The sequence below is a fragment of the Rhodovulum sp. HP10 genome (assembly GCF_047553435.1).
In the GTDB taxonomy this organism is placed as follows: domain Bacteria; phylum Pseudomonadota; class Alphaproteobacteria; order Rhodobacterales; family Rhodobacteraceae; genus Rhodovulum.
Genome location: NZ_CP180201.1, coordinates 2260001 through 2276512 on the forward strand (window position 1 = coordinate 2260001; position 16512 = coordinate 2276512).

General features: G+C 60.5%; 13 protein-coding genes, 1 tRNA gene and 2 rRNA genes (1 of these 16 running past the window's edge). 11 read left to right on the forward strand and 5 right to left on the reverse strand.

Translation table 11 applies throughout. From position 1 onward, the window contains the following. The 3 genes from ACK8CO_RS10630 to ACK8CO_RS10640 form a co-directional block, all read left to right on the forward strand. Positions 1-1123 (forward strand): 23S ribosomal RNA (locus ACK8CO_RS10630); it begins 1737 nt to the left of the window's first position. A 79-nt stretch (positions 1124-1202) separates the two neighbouring features. Next, positions 1203-1317, forward strand: a 5S ribosomal RNA gene (gene rrf, locus ACK8CO_RS10635). 96 nt (positions 1318-1413) lie between these two features. Continuing rightward, a tRNA-Met gene (locus ACK8CO_RS10640) sits at positions 1414-1490 on the forward strand. Here the strand turns inward: ACK8CO_RS10640 and ACK8CO_RS10645 are convergent. Then, complete coding sequence (locus ACK8CO_RS10645; RefSeq protein ID WP_414899016.1) at positions 1447-3009, reverse strand: recombinase family protein; 1563 nt, start codon at positions 3007-3009, stop codon at positions 1447-1449. The two genes, ACK8CO_RS10640 and ACK8CO_RS10645, sit on opposite strands and share 44 nt — an antisense overlap. A 554-nt stretch (positions 3010-3563) precedes the next feature. Between ACK8CO_RS10645 and ACK8CO_RS10650 the strand changes: the two genes are divergently transcribed. After that, entirely contained in the window at positions 3564-3911 is a 348-nt protein-coding gene (locus ACK8CO_RS10650) for a type I restriction-modification system subunit M N-terminal domain-containing protein (RefSeq protein ID WP_414896602.1), read from the forward strand. Between the two features lie 13 nt (positions 3912-3924). Next, the gene (locus ACK8CO_RS10655; RefSeq protein WP_414896603.1) at positions 3925-5913 is read left to right on the forward strand and encodes an ATP-dependent nuclease; all 1989 of its coding nucleotides are present in this window, start codon (positions 3925-3927) and stop codon (positions 5911-5913) included. A gap of 128 nt (positions 5914-6041) precedes the next feature. Here ACK8CO_RS10655 and ACK8CO_RS10660 read toward each other — a convergent pair. From ACK8CO_RS10660 to ACK8CO_RS10670, 3 genes are all read right to left on the reverse strand, one after another. Next, a protein-coding gene (locus tag ACK8CO_RS10660) for an IS3 family transposase (RefSeq protein WP_414896604.1) occupies positions 6042-7195 on the reverse strand; the annotation gives its coding sequence in 2 pieces (ribosomal slippage) (positions 6042-6943 and positions 6943-7195; 1155 coding nt in all). Positions 7196-7241: 46 nt separating this feature from the next. Then, entirely contained in the window at positions 7242-8537 is a 1296-nt protein-coding gene (locus tag ACK8CO_RS10665; protein ID WP_414896605.1) for a recombinase family protein, read from the reverse strand. A 7-nt stretch (positions 8538-8544) separates the two neighbouring features. Further along, positions 8545-9111, reverse strand: coding sequence for a LuxR family transcriptional regulator (locus ACK8CO_RS10670; protein ID WP_052677964.1), 567 nt, complete (start codon positions 9109-9111; stop codon positions 8545-8547). A gap of 115 nt (positions 9112-9226) precedes the next feature. Between ACK8CO_RS10670 and ACK8CO_RS10675 the strand changes: the two genes are divergently transcribed. The 6 genes from ACK8CO_RS10675 to ACK8CO_RS10700 all read left to right on the forward strand — a co-directional run bounded on the left by ACK8CO_RS10675 (position 9227) and on the right by ACK8CO_RS10700 (position 15816). Then, positions 9227-10402 carry a thiolase domain-containing protein gene (locus ACK8CO_RS10675; protein WP_414896606.1) on the forward strand — a complete coding sequence of 392 codons (1176 nt, stop codon included), beginning with the start codon at positions 9227-9229 and terminating at the stop codon, positions 10400-10402. 29 nt (positions 10403-10431) lie between these two features. After that, positions 10432-11943: a class I adenylate-forming enzyme family protein gene (locus tag ACK8CO_RS10680; RefSeq protein ID WP_080618110.1), complete on the forward strand. Its 1512-nt coding sequence runs from the start codon at positions 10432-10434 to the stop codon at positions 11941-11943. Between the two features lie 53 nt (positions 11944-11996). Next, on the forward strand, positions 11997-13082 hold the full coding sequence (locus ACK8CO_RS10685) for a C4-dicarboxylate TRAP transporter substrate-binding protein (RefSeq protein WP_414896607.1): 1086 nt from the start codon (positions 11997-11999) through the stop codon (positions 13080-13082). A gap of 4 nt (positions 13083-13086) precedes the next feature. Continuing rightward, positions 13087-13629, forward strand: coding sequence for a TRAP transporter small permease (locus tag ACK8CO_RS10690; protein WP_080618112.1), 543 nt, complete (start codon positions 13087-13089; stop codon positions 13627-13629). Between the two features lie 73 nt (positions 13630-13702). Further along, positions 13703-15019: a TRAP transporter large permease gene (locus ACK8CO_RS10695; RefSeq protein WP_080618113.1), complete on the forward strand. Its 1317-nt coding sequence runs from the start codon at positions 13703-13705 to the stop codon at positions 15017-15019. 14 nt (positions 15020-15033) lie between these two features. Continuing rightward, positions 15034-15816 (forward strand): SDR family NAD(P)-dependent oxidoreductase, encoded by a 783-nt coding sequence (locus ACK8CO_RS10700; protein WP_080618114.1) that lies wholly within the window; start codon positions 15034-15036, stop codon positions 15814-15816. A gap of 42 nt (positions 15817-15858) precedes the next feature. Here ACK8CO_RS10700 and ACK8CO_RS10705 read toward each other — a convergent pair whose 3' ends face one another. Beyond that, entirely contained in the window at positions 15859-16242 is a 384-nt protein-coding gene (locus ACK8CO_RS10705; protein ID WP_414896608.1) for an IS3 family transposase, read from the reverse strand. Positions 16243-16512: the final 270 nt, after the last annotated feature.

The following is a 16512-nucleotide window of genomic DNA, read 5'->3' on the forward strand; positions in this document are numbered from 1 at the left end:
CAAACTAGGGGGTGGCGACTGTTTACTAAAAACACAGGGCTCTGCGAAGTCGCAAGACGACGTATAGGGTCTGACGCCTGCCCGGTGCCGGAAGGTTAAAAGGAGGGGTGCAAGCTCCGAATTGAAGCCCCGGTAAACGGCGGCCGTAACTATAACGGTCCTAAGGTAGCGAAATTCCTTGTCGGGTAAGTTCCGACCTGCACGAATGGCGTAACGACTTCCCCGCTGTCTCCAACATCGACTCAGCGAAATTGAATTGCCTGTCAAGATGCAGGCTTCCCGCGGTTAGACGGAAAGACCCCGTGCACCTTCACTACAGCTTCACACTGGCATCAGGCATGCGATGTGCAGGATAGGTGGTAGGCTTTGAAACCAGGACGCCAGTTCTGGTGGAGCCTCCCTTGAGATACCACCCTTCTCCTGCTTGATGTCTAACCGCGGTCCGTTATCCGGATCCGGGACCCTGTGTGGCGGGTAGTTTGACTGGGGCGGTCGCCTCCCAAATAGTAACGGAGGCGCGCGAAGGTTGGCTCAGAGCGGTCGGAAATCGCTCGTTGAGTGCAATGGCAGAAGCCAGCCTGACTGCAAGACTGACAAGTCGAGCAGAGACGAAAGTCGGCCATAGTGATCCGGTGGTCCCGAGTGGAAGGGCCATCGCTCAACGGATAAAAGGTACGCCGGGGATAACAGGCTGATACTGCCCAAGAGTCCATATCGACGGCAGTGTTTGGCACCTCGATGTCGGCTCATCTCATCCTGGGGCTGGAGCAGGTCCCAAGGGTACGGCTGTTCGCCGTTTAAAGAGGTACGTGAGCTGGGTTTAGAACGTCGTGAGACAGTTCGGTCCCTATCTTCCGTGGGTGTAGGATACTTGAGAGGAGTTGCCCCTAGTACGAGAGGACCGGGGTGAACGATCCACTGGTGGACCTGTTGTCGTGCCAACGGCAGTGCAGGGTAGCTATGATCGGACAGGATAACCGCTGAAGGCATCTAAGCGGGAAGCCCCCCTCAAAACAAGGTATCCCTTGAGGACCGTGGTAGACCACCACGTCGATAGGCCGGAGATGTAAGCGCAGCAATGCGTTCAGTTGACCGGTACTAATTGTCCGATAGGCTTGATTTGATCCAGTAATAGCCAAGCTATACTGCTCAAAAGCAACACATCCCCAGTGTATGCGACTTGGAATATGGCTCTTCCTCGGTTTGGTGGTCATAGCACGAGCAAAACACCCGGCTCCATTCCGAACCCGGCCGTTAAGTGCCGTCGCGCCGATGGTACTGCGTCTCAAGACGTGGGAGAGTAGGTCGCCGCCAAACCTAGAAAGAGCCATGTAACTCTCAATACGATATCTCGTCCCAATACCGATAAACCAATGGGACGAAACCCCTGTGCACTCAAAAGCACAGTATTGGCGCGGGGTGGAGCAGCCCGGTAGCTCGTCAGGCTCATAACCTGAAGGTCGTAGGTTCAAATCCTACCCCCGCAACCATCTGAACCTTACTCGCTACCATGCGAGGCTCAGAGCCGGTCTCCGGCGAATCCGCAACGGACTTGACCTGCTCAATTTCCTTTCTCTCTTCCGTCTTGAGCCTGTCCCTGGGCTTCAGAGACACGCCCGTTGAATTCCTGCTATCAGAGACCTGAAGGATACCCGCAAGGTCTCCATACAGATCGACGACCAGTTCTGTCCGTTCCGCGTTGGGCGTCAGGACGATCTTGTCGACAAGTCCCCGGATAAGCTGCGCCGACTCCGGCCGATGCGCCGGATCGTTCAGGTTGGCCAGCAACCCCTCAATGGCTTCTGCGTAGCGCATCGCCATATTGGGATGCACGTAGACCGGCGCTTCCTCAGTAGCCTCCAGAAGCTCCACCAGTTCGTCTTTGCGCGCTTGAAGGCTGTTTGCCTTCTCCGCAAGGAAGCTCGCCTGCGTGCCCTGCGCAACGAGCTGGAGGAAGTTCTCCATCTCGCGCTCGACCTTCGCCAGTTCCTTGCGGTATCCAATGAGGTTGGCGTTGTGTTCCATGCGAAGACGGTTGATGTGCGCGGTGTATTCCTCGCAGAAGACCTTGGTCATCTCAGGGTTCATCAGCCGCGTCCGGAGCGCGCCGATCACCTTCTCTTCCAGCACGTCCTGACTGATCGTCGTGCGGCAGTTGCAGGTTCCCTTATTGCGTGCTGTCGAGCAGCCGTAGCGTCGAGGACCGACGATGGACATCCCGCCACCGCATTCTCCGCACTTCAGCAGAAATGAGAACAGATTGGGCGGACGCTTCTTGTCCTGAAGGCGCGGACGCTTGTCGAGTTCGCCCTGGTGCTCTTTCACCTTCTGCCACGTCGCCTGATCGATGATCCGAAGGTGCTCGACATCAACGCGCTTCCAATCGCTTTCGGGGTTAAGGCGCGAAATACGCTTCCCGGTGTCGGGGTGCTTCTGATAGGTGAGCTTGTTCCAGACAAGCTGCCCGATATAGAGCTCGTTGTTCAGAATGCCGGTGCCACGATGACGGTTGCCGTAGATTGTACTGGAGCCCCAAGCCTTGCCGGAAGGACCGGGAACACCTTCGGCATTAAGTTCATGCGCGATCTTCTTCGGTGACTTTCCCCGAAGATAGTCCGCGAAAATCCGCTGGACGATACGCGCCTCGTCTTCGTTGATCGCGCGTTCGCCCGCGACCAGTTCGCCCTTTTCGTCGAGCGTGCGAATGACGTCATAGCCGTAACACTTCCCACCGGCGCTCTTGCCTTCAAGGATACGTCCTTCGAGGCCGCGCTTCGTCTTGGCGCGGATTTCCTTGATGTAGAGTGCATTCATCGTGCCTTTCAGCCCGATATGCATCTCATCGACCAGCCCTTCGCTGATCGTTATAATCTGAATTCCCAAAAAGCGAAGTTTCTTGAAAACGGATGCAACATCGGCTTGATCGCGACTAATGCGGTCGAGTGCTTCTGAAATATGGCAAAGTCGATTTTGCAGTGCAACACCGCCAACCTGCGAAACGGCGACCAGGGCGAGGCCATGGCGACGGCTGGTAGTACCACTTCGGCCCCGTTATCGTGAACCGCAAGATGTGTGTGGTAGTACCATACATCTTGGCAAGGGAGCCCGCTGCGCGCCCCCGTTGCATCCCCCCGGCCATGGCTCTTTCAGGGTATCGAACCCATTCCAGAGCCAGCAGACCGTATCGCCGGTCAATCCCTCGCAGGGGGACTTCGCTCTCCCTGCACCCATCGACTTGGAGGGCGTTCCTGCCCCCAAGACCCCTGACCATTTCATGGAGACGATGTCATCGAGACCAAGGACGGGAGCATGTCATAGCTGCCCTTCCTTGGAACCTTCCCATCGACCATTGGGCATGTCATGCCCCTTGGAACCCTGACCAGGAGGGAGACTTCGCTCTCCCTCCATGGACTTCCCATCGACCAACCCTACGCGGCTTGGATTTGCGCCAGCGTGTCGACGCTGGACCCGAGAGGCTTACGTGGCTGCCGTGTGGATAAGTAGGATAATTGGCGTGAATTGCGTGGCACAACGCTCTGTTTTCTTTATGCTAGCTTCAAGCCATGAACATCGAGCACGTAAATATGCCAAACAATGATATTACCTCGCTGGGCGGGTTCGTCTGGTCGATCGCGGACATCTTGCGCGGAGACTTCAAGCAATCTGAATACGGCAAGGTGATCCTGCCCTTCGTGGTGCTGCGCCGCCTCGACTGCATCCTTGAAGGCTCGAAAGATGCGGTTCTGGATGCCGCCAAGGGTCTTCCGAGCGGGGTAGACGGCGCGATCCGAATGTTCCAGCATGAAGCTGAGATGCGGGACATCATCTTAACCGATCCTGAAATTTGTAAGAAGGTGACGGGCTATCTCTTCGGTCGCGCGCTGAGAGAAGTGCGTGAGTCAGCTAGATAGAGAGTATGGAAGTATGCACCTAGAGAGAATTACCCTTGCCAACTTCCGCTGCTTTGGACCTGCCCAAACGAATGTTGACCTTCAGAAGCAAGTGACGGGCCTCGTAGGTGGCAACGGCTCAGGGAAGACCGCCATGTTCCAGGCGTTGTCTCGCTTGTTCGGTGTCACACAGGCGCAGCGGTCAGTAACTCGGGGCGACTTTCACGTGGGCGCTGATGAAGCAGGACTGCCAGACGGAAGAACGCTCCAGATTGAGTGTCTCTTTGGTTTCCCAGAACTCGAAGGCGGCGATGCAGTAGCGGCAGATGCCGTGCCTGAATTCTTCAACCACATGGCGGCATCTGGGCCAGGCGCTCCGCTGAAGGTTAGGATTCGGTTGCAGGCCCGGTGGACGGACGATGGAACCCCTGATGGTTCTGTCGAGGAAGACATCAGGTGGATCACAACGCTGGACGAGAATTTCGACTGGGAAGCATGCCAACGCATCACCGCCGTAGAGCGGGCAAGCATACAGTTGATCTATGTTCCTGCCCTTCGAAACGCGTCGGATCGCGTCACTGAGCTTCTCAAGGGACGTCTTTGGAAGGCTGCGCGCTGGTCGCAGGAGCTTGTTGATCGCGCAGGGGAAGGCGCGGGGGTTATACATGGGCAGTTTCTCAACGAACGTCCCGCGAACTTCATCCTTGAACGACTGACACGCCGCTGGCAACAGGTTCACGAGGCGGACACTGACACAACTCCCGTGTTACGGCTCGTTGAGAACAGGTTTGAAGAACTCGTGCGCCGTGCGGAGTTTTCCTTCCATCCAGATGAGGCTGGTCGAGAGCGCAGCGTCTCCGACTTAAGCGACGGACAGCGGTCGTTGTTCCACATCGCGCTTACGGCAGCGACCCTTGAGGCGGAACGCGACGCTCTTGCGATGGCGGTTGCTGATAGCCCATTCGATCAGGAGAAGCTCCGCAGAACGCACCTGACAATTTTGGCAATCGAAGAGCCAGAAAATAGCCTTTCACCATTCTTTTTGTCCAGGATCATGATCCAGGCTAGAGAAATTGGCAACCTTCCTGCAGCTCAGATGCTAATTTCGAGCCATAGCGCTAGCATTCTCTCCCGCATAGAACCGGAAGAAGTTCGATACTTTAGACTAGATCGCCGCACACGATCCAGTAGCATTCGATCAATCACGCTACCCGCGGGCGATGCAGATGCACGGAACTATGTCCGGCTAGCTGTAAGAGCATATCCTGAGCTCTACTTCGCCAGGTTCGTCATACTAGCCGAAGGTGACTCCGAGAGGATCGTGTTGCCGCGATTGGCTGAAGCAATGGGCGTTTCACTCGATCCATCATTTGTGCCTGTGGTACCTCTTGGCGGGCGTTACGTGGATCATTTCTGGCGGCTGCTCTCAGACTTGGGAATTCCGCACGCTACTTTGGTGGATTTCGATCTGGGCCGTACTCATGGCGGCGCAGGTACGATTAAGACGCTGTTCGGCGCATTGCAGAATGTTGGGCGGGATTTCGCAGGGAGCGAATTGATCGCAAATGGTGCGGTCAACCTTGCGAACTTGGCGACGCTGGAAGACGCACAGGTTCTAAATAGATGGGAGCAAAACCAATGGTTGCAAGCTCTCAAGCATGAAGGTGTTTTCGTATCTTATCCGATCGATCTTGATTTCGCGATGCTGGCTGCGTTTCCCGCAGCCTACCAGCTTGCGCGCCCAGGAGGTCGAGGTCCAAGAACTACACCGGAAGCGATTGCGGAAAAGAAGTCAACTGTATTGAAGACTGGTGGGAATGCGGCTTATTACACCGATCCCGGATGGGACAACCTCTTCATCTGGTATCCGTATCTCTTTCTTGATTCCAGCAAGCCTGAGTCACATCTTTCTGCGCTAGGACGCATCTCCAGCGCTGAGTTGGCACGAAATGCGCCATCTGAACTTCGGGCTCTTGTTGAGCATGTCAGGCAGACCATTGCGCCAGCACCGGAAGCTGCGTGATGCTCGTCAGACCGGAGGATTGGCGACCGCAAGGTGTTGGTGACTTGGAGCCCCGTGCATGGGATGCGCTTCGGGAGACAAACAGAAGCTGAGCTACTCCCCATCGGTTGGACAGTATCTGGCGTAATTTAAGCTACTCTTTGCACCTGCTGATCGGGTTTGTTGATATCATTTCTCTGCCAATAAACCAGCGCCGGTGGCTTGCCGCCGAGGGCTGAGTGAGGACGCTGGTGGTTGTAGAAGGTCATCCATTTCCGGATAGCCCCTTTCGTCTCTGATCCGGTCTCCCAGGCATGCAGGTAGACGCATTCGTATTTCAGGGTTCGCCACAGCCGCTCGATGAAGATGTTGTCGAGGAATCGGCCTTTCCCATCCATCGAGATGCGCACACCGGATCGGCGGAGCCGGTCGGTCCAGGCGAAGGACGTGAACTGGCTGCCCTGATCCGTGTTCATGATCTCGGGCGGGCCGAACTTGTGGATGGCCTCGCTCAGTGCTTCGACGCAGAAGTCGGCCTCCAGGGTGTTCGAGATCCGCCAGGATAGAACCTTGCGCGTGTGCCAGTCCATGATCGCTATGAGGTATAGGAACCCGCGGCGCATGGGCAGGTAGGTGATGTCCGAGCACCAGACCTGGTTCGGACGATCCACGTGCAGCCCTTTCAGAAGGTAAGGATAGGTCTTGTGTCCTTTCGCCGGCCTGCTCGTGTTGGGCTTCTGGTAAATCGGCATCAGCCCCATGAGGCGCATTAGCCGGCGTATTCGCTTCTCGTTCACGAGATGCCCGTCATTGCGCAGGTGCCAGGTCATCTGGCGGACACCGAAGAACGGCGTCTCCAGGAACTGCTCGTCGATCTGCCGCATCAGGCCGAGGTTCTGTGCGGTCTCTCCCTTCGGCTCGTAGTAATAGGACGAGCGCGCAATCGACAGCAGCCTGCACTGCTGACCGATGGACAGCTGAGGATGGTCAGGCTCGATCATACCGCGCCTCACTTCCCGCCCCAGGGCTTCAGCTTTCGTTCCAAAAAAGAGTCGGCCACCGCCAGCTCCCCGATCTTGGCGTGGAGCTCCTTCACCTGCTCCTCGTCGATCTCGGGTCTCTTGCGGCCGCCGCGCTCGAACACGCCGGACGCGCCTTCGAGCAGGGCGCGCTTCCATTGATGGATCATCGTCGGATGCACTCCGAACCGGCTCGCCAGCTCGGCCGCCGTCTCTTCACCCTTCAGGGCTTCCAGCGCGACCTTCGCCTTGAACTCAGGCGCGTGCTGCTTGCGTTTCGACATCTCTGATCTCCTTCTCGTCGAAGATCAGCAGACTGCAAATCGTAGCTTACGTCACTGTCCGAATTTCGGGGGGTAGCTCACCGTTCGCGGCATCCGCGTCGGGGGTCAGCACGATCTTCTCGATCAGACCGCGCAGGATCTCCACCGCCTCCGGCCGGCTTTCCGGATCGTTCAGCGCAGCCGCCAGATCCGAAATCTTCGCCGCGTAAACATCCGCCAGCCCCGGGTGCAGGACCAACGGGCTCCGCGCGGGCAGGGCGGTCAGTTTTGCTTCAAACGCCGCCTTCTGCGCCTCCAGCGCATCCATCTTTGCCTTCATGCTCGGATGAAACATGCCTTCCGTGATCGCAGTAACGATGTTGTCGATCTCCTTCGTCACTTTCGACAGAGCCCGTTCCGCCTCGACCCGTCCGGCCTCGGCCTCGAGCCGATCCTTCTCCATCTCCCGGTGAAACTCCGCGATGAACTCCGCCACTAGGTCAGGATGCATCAGCTGTGTCTTCAGCCCGTCAAGTACACGCGCTTCCACATCGAGCCGCTTGATGGTCTTGCGATTGGTGCAGGTCCCGGAGTTCCGGGCCGCGGCACAGCCCAGGCGGCTGTCACTGATCATGATATAGCCCGAGCCACAGCAGCCGCAGGTCAGAAGCCCCAACAGCAGATAGCGCGGGCGATGGCCGCGCTCGATCTGGGGGGCGTCGGGATCGGCGGCCCGTTCGCTCAGGATATCTTCGCGGATTGCGCCCTGACGCTGTTTGACCCGAGACCAGAGGTCGTCTGCGATGATGCGCAAGGCCGGGGTGTCTTCGGTGATCCAGGCCTCGGGCGGGTTCGGCCGTGCCTGACGTTTGCCGGTATCGGGGTCTTTGACGAAGCGCTGCCGGTTCCACACCAGCTTGCCGATGTAGAGTTCGTTGTTGAGAATGCCCGTGCCGCGCTTCCAGTTCCCGGAGATCGTCGAAAAGGACCAGGTGCCCTTGCCCTTGCCGCCCGAGCGCGGGGCCGGAATCCCATCCCGGTTCAGGCCCGTCGCGATGGTTCGCGCGCTGCGCCCGCAATCATATTCCATGAAAATCCGCCGAATGATCGCCGCCTCCGCCGCGTCGATCACCCGGTCTCCGGTCGTGAACGACCCGTCCGGCAGCGGCTGGCGGTCCAGACGGTAGCCATAGCTGATCCCGCCCGCCGATTTGCCCGCCCTGACGCGGCCCTCAAGGCCTCGATGCGTCTTCTCGGCCAGGTTGCGCAGGAACAGCGCCGACATCGTGCCGCCAAGCCCGATATGCATCTCGCTGATCTCGCCCTCGGCCTTGGTGACGATCTCCACGCCGAGATAGCGCATGCCACGTTCAGTTTTGCACGATCATTTTTGCAACGAGTTCGGCTGCATTCTGCACGCCCAGCTTTTTCATCACCGAGCCGCGATGCACTTCGACCGTCCGTGGCGAGATGCCCATGGCAAGGCCTGTTTCCTTGCTGGTGTAACCATTCACGATGTAGCGCGCGACCTCGCGTTCGCGGGGGGTCAGCGTGGCCGAATTCGGCGGACGGTTCTCGAGATGTTCGAAGGTCCAGACCATGAGCCGAAAGGGATCCCCCGGGGTCAGGGTCCGCCCGGATGCCCGCGTCCAGATGATCTCTCCGCTGCGGCACTGCATGAAGCGCTCGTCGGTATAGCGTGGACGCTCGTCAAGCCAGCGCCGCCAGCGTGAACCGGTTTTCTCGTAATCCACGCTTGAGGGGTAGAGCGCCCGGATCGACCGGCCTTCCAGCTCGTCGCGGGTCCAGCCGAAGATCCGTTCGATCTCGGTATTGATTCGCTGGATCACCCGGTTCGACAACACCATCAGACCGATGGGCGCATCCATGAAGCCGGTAAGGTTGAGATCTGCGTCGGATATCTGGTCGTAAGCCATCGGTCGCCCCCTTCGCTGCATCTGCATCTACGTAAGTGCTACGTATATTTCTACGTAGTTTCACCAATATCTGCCATGCGTTTTTCACATCACTGTCGGGGCTGGAGGACGACATATGACGCAGGACATCTTTATCATCGGCTCCGGCCACACTCGTTTCGGACGGCTCGAAGACACGCTTGAGGATATGATCGTAGAGGCGGCGCGCGAGGCGCTGGAAGAGGCTCGGATCCCGCCGGCGGAAATCCATGCCGTCTTCCTCGGCCACTTCAATTCCGGGTTGGTGCCTGACGGTTTTGCCTCCTCGCTGATCTTGCAGGCACATCCCGACCTGCGGTTCAAACCGGCGACGCGCTGTGAAAACGCCTGCGCCTCTGGCGCTGCTGCGTTTCATGCCGGGCTGAATGCCATTAGCGCCGGACGCGCCCGCAACGTGCTCGTCGTCGGCGCCGAGAAGATGACCCATCGCCCGACCGCAGATGTCACCGCCGCGCTGGCAGGGGCCGGATATCAGAACGACGCAGCGGAAGCGGCGCTGAGCTTTCCGCAGGTCTTCGCCATCGCGGCCGGGCAATATGCCGACCGCTACGGCGACCCGATGGACGCCATGGCGCGGATCGCGGCGAAGAACCATGGAAACGCCATGAGGAACCCTCTGGCGCATATGCACAAGCCGCTGAGCCATGAGTTCTGTCGCGAGGTGAGCGACAAGAATCCGCTGATCGCGCCGCCCTTGCGGCTGAGCGATTGCTCGCTGGTGACGGACGGTGCCGCCGCCATCGTCCTGAGTGCTGCGGACGCCCATGCCCGGGACGCCACCGCCCGCGTGCGGATCGCCGCTGCCGAACATGTTTCCGATTACCTTCCCATGAGCCGCCGGGATTTCGTCGCTTTCGAGGGGCCGGAACGCGCCATTCGCCGCGCCTATGAAATTGCGGGCATCACTGTCGACGATCTCGATTTTGCGGAGGTCCATGACTGTTTCACCCCGGCGGAACTGCTCATTTACGAGGCCATGGGGCTTGCACCGAAAGGCCAGGGCGCGCGCGCGCTTGATGACGGCACGGTTCATGCCGATGGCCGTACACCCGTGAACCTCTCTGGCGGGCTCAAGGCCAAGGGGCACCCGGTGGGCGCGACCGGCGTGTCGATGAATGCTCTGGGCTTCCGGCAGCTGACCGGACGCGCCGGCGACATGCAGCGCAAGGGCGCGGAATGGGGGCTGACCTTCAACATGGGCGGTGCCGCCGTCGCCAATTACGCCACGATCCTGCAGGCCGACCGCGCCTGACAGCAGACGTTCCAAGGATTTCGAAGACGATGAACATCGCGAACTGGCTATATCAGACAGCCTTGTCATGGCCTTCCCGCCCGGCGCTCTATGAGGGCGACAGCCTGCGCCAGACCTATCACGCCTTGCTGCAGGCGACCTGCGACCGGGCTGCGTGGATGCAGGCGGTGCATGCGATCGAAAAGGGCGACCGGGTTGCGATCTTTGCCAAGAATACCCCGGAATATATCGAACTGCTGCATGCTTGCTGGTGGCTCGGAGCCGTCGTCGTGCCGGTCAATTGCAAACTGCACCCGCGCGAGGCGGAGTGGATCATTCGCGATTCCGGCGCGGCCCTGACCCTGACCGAAAGCGGCAAAGTCTTCGCGGATCGACAGGACATCCGCGAGGCCGCTCTCGGCAGTTCCGTCTCCGGGACAAAAGAGATCGTGCCCCCCGCCCGGGTCGGGGATCGCGACCTGGCCTGGCTGTTCTACACCTCGGGCACGACGGGCACCCCCAAGGGCGTCATGCTCAGCCATGACAATCTGCGGCACATGACCTTGTGCTATGCGCTCGATGTCGACACCGCCCGGCCCGAGGATCACATGCTTTACGCCGCCCCGATGTCTCACGGCGCGGGGCTCTACATGTTCGCGCAAATCCGTGCCGGAGGCGCACATCTCGTGCCCGCCTCTCATGGCTTCGACAGCGACGAGATCATCGCCCTTGCGAAGACCCGTGGCAATCTCGTGTTCTTTGCCGCTCCGACCATGGTCAAGCGCCTGATCGCAAAGGCAAAACAGCAGGGTCATGACGGGACGGGCTTCCGGACGATCATCTATGGCGGCGGGCCGATGTATGCTCATGACATCGACGAGGCGCTTGCCTGTTTCGGGCCGCGTTTCGTGCAGATCTACGGTCAGGGCGAGACGCCGATGACAATCTCCGTGCTGCCGCGCGATCTGGTGGCGGATCAGTCCCACCCGCGCTGGCGCGCGCGCCGCGCCTCGGTCGGCATTGCGCAGGGGGCCGTGACCCTTGCGGTTCTTGGCCCCGACGGAACCTCCTTGCCCCCCGGTCATACCGGAGAAATCTGTGTGCAGGGGCCGACGGTGATGACGGGCTATTGGCGCAACGAGGCGGCCAGCGCAAAGGCGCTGCAGGATGGCTGGCTTCGCACCGGCGATCTCGGCCATCTCGACGAGGACGGCTTTCTTTACCTGACCGACCGTTCCAAGGACGTGATCATCTCCGGCGGCACCAACATCTACCCGCGTGAGGTCGAGGAAGCGCTGCTGGCCCATCCGGCGGTGTTCGAAATTGCCGTGATCGGCGAGCCGGAGCCCGACTGGGGAGAGCAGGTCGTGGCCTATATCGTCTTCGAACCCGGCAAAAGCGCCAGCGTGCCCGAGCTTGACAGCTGGTGCCGCCAGCAGATCGCGGCCTTCAAGCGGCCGAAGCGATACCTGTTCGTCGAGGAACTGCCGAAGAACAGCTACGGCAAGGTTCTGAAATCCGATCTGAGGTCCGGCAAAGGCGCCGCGACCGCCACGGCATAGGCCGAGAAACAATACCGGGCAGGAGGAGCCCGGCCCAAAGGGAGGAGACAACCATGAAAAGACGTGACTTTCTGAAATCGACGGGGGCTTTCGCCGGGGCGGGGCTGATCTCGGGTCTGCCCGGGCTTGCCACTGCCGCGACCTCGCTGAAATTCGACAGCTATGTCAGCGAGACCGCCGGTCCGTCCTGGGTCGACCGCTGGTTCCTCGAGGAACTCGCCAAGCGCAGCGATGGCGAAATCGGCATCAAGTATTACTGGGCCGGCAGCCTCAACAGGGTCGGTGAACATCTGGGGGCGGTACGCGACGGCACCAGTGAAATGACACTGATCGCGCCGGGCTATTACCAGGCCGAGCTGCCGGTCACGCGCGGCCTCGAGTGGTATTTCCGCATGGACCGCGCCGATGAGCTGCAACTCGTCTGCCGCGATGTCTACGCGAATTTCGCTCCGCTGCGGCAGGAATGGGAAGAGCGCCACCGCAGCAAGGTGCTTTACTGGACCAACTGGAATTACGCGCCTCTGGTGATGCGCGATCCGATCAGCTCCATCGCCGACATCAAGGGCAAGAAGATCCGCGGCTATGGCGTGGCCACGGATGTGATCGAAAGCCTCGGCGGCATTGCCGTGCCGATGGCGGCGGGCGAGGTCTATCAGGCGCTCGAACGCGGGGTCCTGGACGGGGTCTACGGCTTCGATTTCGTCACCGCCGTCGCCTACAAGCTGCATGAGATCGCGCCGAATTTCTACGATATCGGCGACGGCCCGCACGCCCCGGCCGTCACGATCATGAACCGCCGGGTCTGGGAGGGCCTGCCCGCCCAACATCAACAGATCTGCACCGATCTGGCCGATGAGCTGTATGCCGGGAAATTCGCCGAGATCTACAACAAGGTGCTGGCCGATTACGTCGGCAAGGCCGTTGCCGAGGGCGTGGTGTTCGCCTCCCTGTCGGACGAGGAAAAGGCGAAGACCAGGGCGCTTGTCCAGCCCGCACAGGTCGACAAGTGGATCGAGACCGTGGCCAGGCCCAACGGGATCGACGGTGCGGCCATGCAGGCAGTGGTCGAAGAGGCGATCGCCCGTCACGCCGGCACCGGAACGATGAAGCGCCCGATCGAAATCGCGGCAGACCTGTAAGTCGATGCTGGCACGCCTGAACCGCCTGTTCGACGGACTTGCCCGGATCACATCATGGGTGGCGCTGGGGTTCCTGGCCTTCATGATGGTGGCCATCACAGTGGATGTGGTGGCCCGCGCCACCTTCGGTCGCGCCGTGCCGGGGCTTTTCGAGCTGACCGAGATGTCCATGGTGATGGTGGTCTTCATGGGGCTGGGGGCGACCCTGCTCGATGACGGTCACATCCGGGTCACCATGATGACCGATGCCCTGCCCGGGCCGCTTTCGCGCGGATGCACGGCACTGGCCTGGCTGTTTGCCGCCCTGACCTTCCTGATGCTGGCCTGGCCTGCGACACAGGAGGCAGCTTACTCCTTCTCGATCAGGGAATTCCGCTGGGGTTATTTCCAGGTGCCGATCTGGTGGGCGAAGATCGCGGTGGCCGCGGGCCTCTGGTTTGCCGCGCTGCAAGCCGCCCTGCACAGCCTGCGCATCGCGCTGAGGCAAATCGAGCTGCCGTATATCGACAGCCTGCGCTCCGCCCCGGAAGACAAGCCCCTGCAATGAGCAGGACGCGGCCCGAGAGGTCCCGGTGCCATGGCACCGGGATCGCGCCCCAGCATTTCACAGGACATCGACAATGGATGTGACGCTCATCACCCTGCTCGCCGTCGGGCTGATCTTCTTCCTCATGGCCCTGGGCGCCCCGGTCTTCGCCGCATTGGCGCTCTCGGGCGCCTTCGGCATCGTCATGGTGGAAAACCTGGGCTTCCTGCTTGCGCGGCTGAAATCCTTTTCCTTCAGCCATACCGCCAATTACGCGCTCACTGTCATCCCGCTTTTCATCCTCATGGGGGCCTTCGCGCATCATGCGCAGGTCGGCAAACGCCTGTTCCATGTCGCCAATAAATGGGTCGGACATCTGAGCGGCGGGCTCGCGATGGCGAGCATCCTGACCTCTGCCGGTTTTGCCGCGACCTCGGGCTCCTCGGTGGCGACGGCGGCCACGGTGGGGGCGGTCGCCATCCCCGAAATGAAGGAAAAGGGCTACGATCCGCGCCTCTCGGCCGGGGCAGTGGCCGCAGGCGGTGTGCTGGGCGTCCTGATCCCGCCCTCTGTCCTGTTGATCTTCTATGCCGCCCTGACCGAAGTCTCTGCCGGCAAGATGCTGATCGCGGGGTTCGTGCCCGGCATCATCACCACAGTCGCCTTCATGATCGGCGTCGCCCTGATCGGTCGCCGGGTGCAGAACCATTCCACCCGCGCCCCCAAGGCCTCGTGGGGAGAGAGGCTGTCCTCGACGACGCAGGCCTGGCAGGTGGCCGTCCTGTTCGCAATCGTGCTGGGCGGGATTTACCTCGGCCTCGTCACCCCGACCGAAGCCGGCGCCATAGGTGCGCTGGCCGCCCTCGTCATGCTGGTCTTCGCGAAATCGGCACGCGGGCGTCTCGGTCACTACCTGTCCGAGAGCTTCCGCTCGACGGCCACCACCACGGTGATGATCCTCTTCACGATGATCGGCGCGGGCATCTTCAGCTTTTTCCTGACCCTCGTTCAGGTGCCGCAGATGATCGCCGAGACGATCACCGAAAGCGGCATCCCGCCCCATCTGATCGTCGCCGTGCTCTTGTTGCTCTATATCCCGCTCGGAATGTTCCTAGATGCCTTCTCGATGATGGTCATCACCCTGCCTATCGTGTTTCCAACGGTCTCGGGGCTTGGGTTCGATCCGATCTGGTTCGGCATTCTCTGCGTGAAAATGTGCGAGATCGGGCTGATCACTCCGCCTGTCGGCCTCAATTGCTTCGTGATCGCGGGCATCGACCGCGACACGCCCCTGCCGGATGTGTTCCGCGGGGCGCTCTGGTTCGTGGCGATCGAGATGGTGACCATCGTCCTGCTGTTCGCCTTCCCCGCGATCGTCACCTGGCTGCCCGACACGATGATGGCCCGATAAGACAGGAGATTCCCATGACACAGCGTAAAGACTATGGCACCGCCTTCATCACCGGCGGCGGTTCCGGCATCGGGCGTGCCAGCGCCCTGCGACTGGCCGCACTGGGGGCCCGCGTGGCCGTGGCCGACCTGAGGTTCGAGGCGGCCGAAGAGGTCGCTCACGAGATCCGGTCGCATGGGGGGGAGGCAATCGCGTTCGATCATGATGTCGCGGATGCTGGCGTTCTGCCGGGCGTCGTTGCACAGGCCGAAGAGCAGCTTGGTCCCATCGACATTCTGGTGAACAGCGCCGGGATCATTCTGGTCGAACCGCTTCTGGATTTCGCCCCCGAGACCTGGAACAGGATCATGGAGGTCAATGTCACCGGCACCTTTCGGGTGAGCCAGCATATCGCCCGCGGCATGGCAGCGCGCGGTTATGGTCGGATCATAAACATCGCCTCCATCTCCGGTCTGCGCGCTGGTGTCGGACGGGCCGCGTATGGGACGTCGAAGGCCGCGATTATCGGCCTCACACGGCAATTCGCCTTGGAATTGGGCTCCAGAAACGTCACGACAAATGCAATCGCTCCGGGGATTATCGAAACGCCGATGACGCTGGCGGCCTATAGTGAGGACACCTGGAAGCGCGTCCTGGAGATGATCCCTGCTCACCGTCGTGGCCAGCCAGAGGACATAGCCGAAGCGGTCGCCTTTCTTGCAAGCCCCGCAGCATCATATGTGAACGGCGAAACTCTAACTGTCGATGGCGGTTATGTTGCATCTGGCATGACGCAGACCGGTAATCTGGAAACCTGAATGCTGAGCTTGCCCCCGGATCCCGGACTGGGGTGATGTTCACTATGCGGCCATCAAGGCGGCCATGTCGATCCTTGCCTGTTCGGGCGTGCGGGAACCGATGCTCGAATGGCGGCGCCGGCGGTTGTAGAAAATCGCGATGTACTCGAACGGCGCGGCCCTCGCCTCTTGGCGCGACCGGAACCTGGTGCGGTGGACCGGTTCGTACTTGAGCGAGCCGAAGAAGCTCTCCATCGGCGCCTTCGGCGCCTTCGAACGGTCCCCCGGACCGTTCGATCCGCTGGCGTATTGAACTCCATGATCGGAGTGACAAACCAGTCCCGGTACCGGCCGCCGGTTCTGTAGCGCCATGCGCATCGTGTCGACGGCGAGGCTGCTTTTCAGGCGGTCCGACATCGACCACCACACGATCTCCATGGTCGCCATGTCTTTCACCGCCGCCAGGTAAAGCCAGCCCTCGTCAGTGGGCACGTAGCTGATGTAGGCGGGCAGATGCTGTCCGGCTCCGCGGCACGGAAATTCCGCCGCAGCAGGTTTGGCGCAATGCCGAGATTGTGCCGGTTGTCGGTCGTCCGCGGAACGCGGCGGCCCCGGCGTGGCGGACGGATATCGTGATCTTTCATGAGCCTGGCCACCCGGATGCCTTGATCGTGAAGTTCGGCGTCGCCATTGCCGCTCGGACCAGTGGCGCGTCAA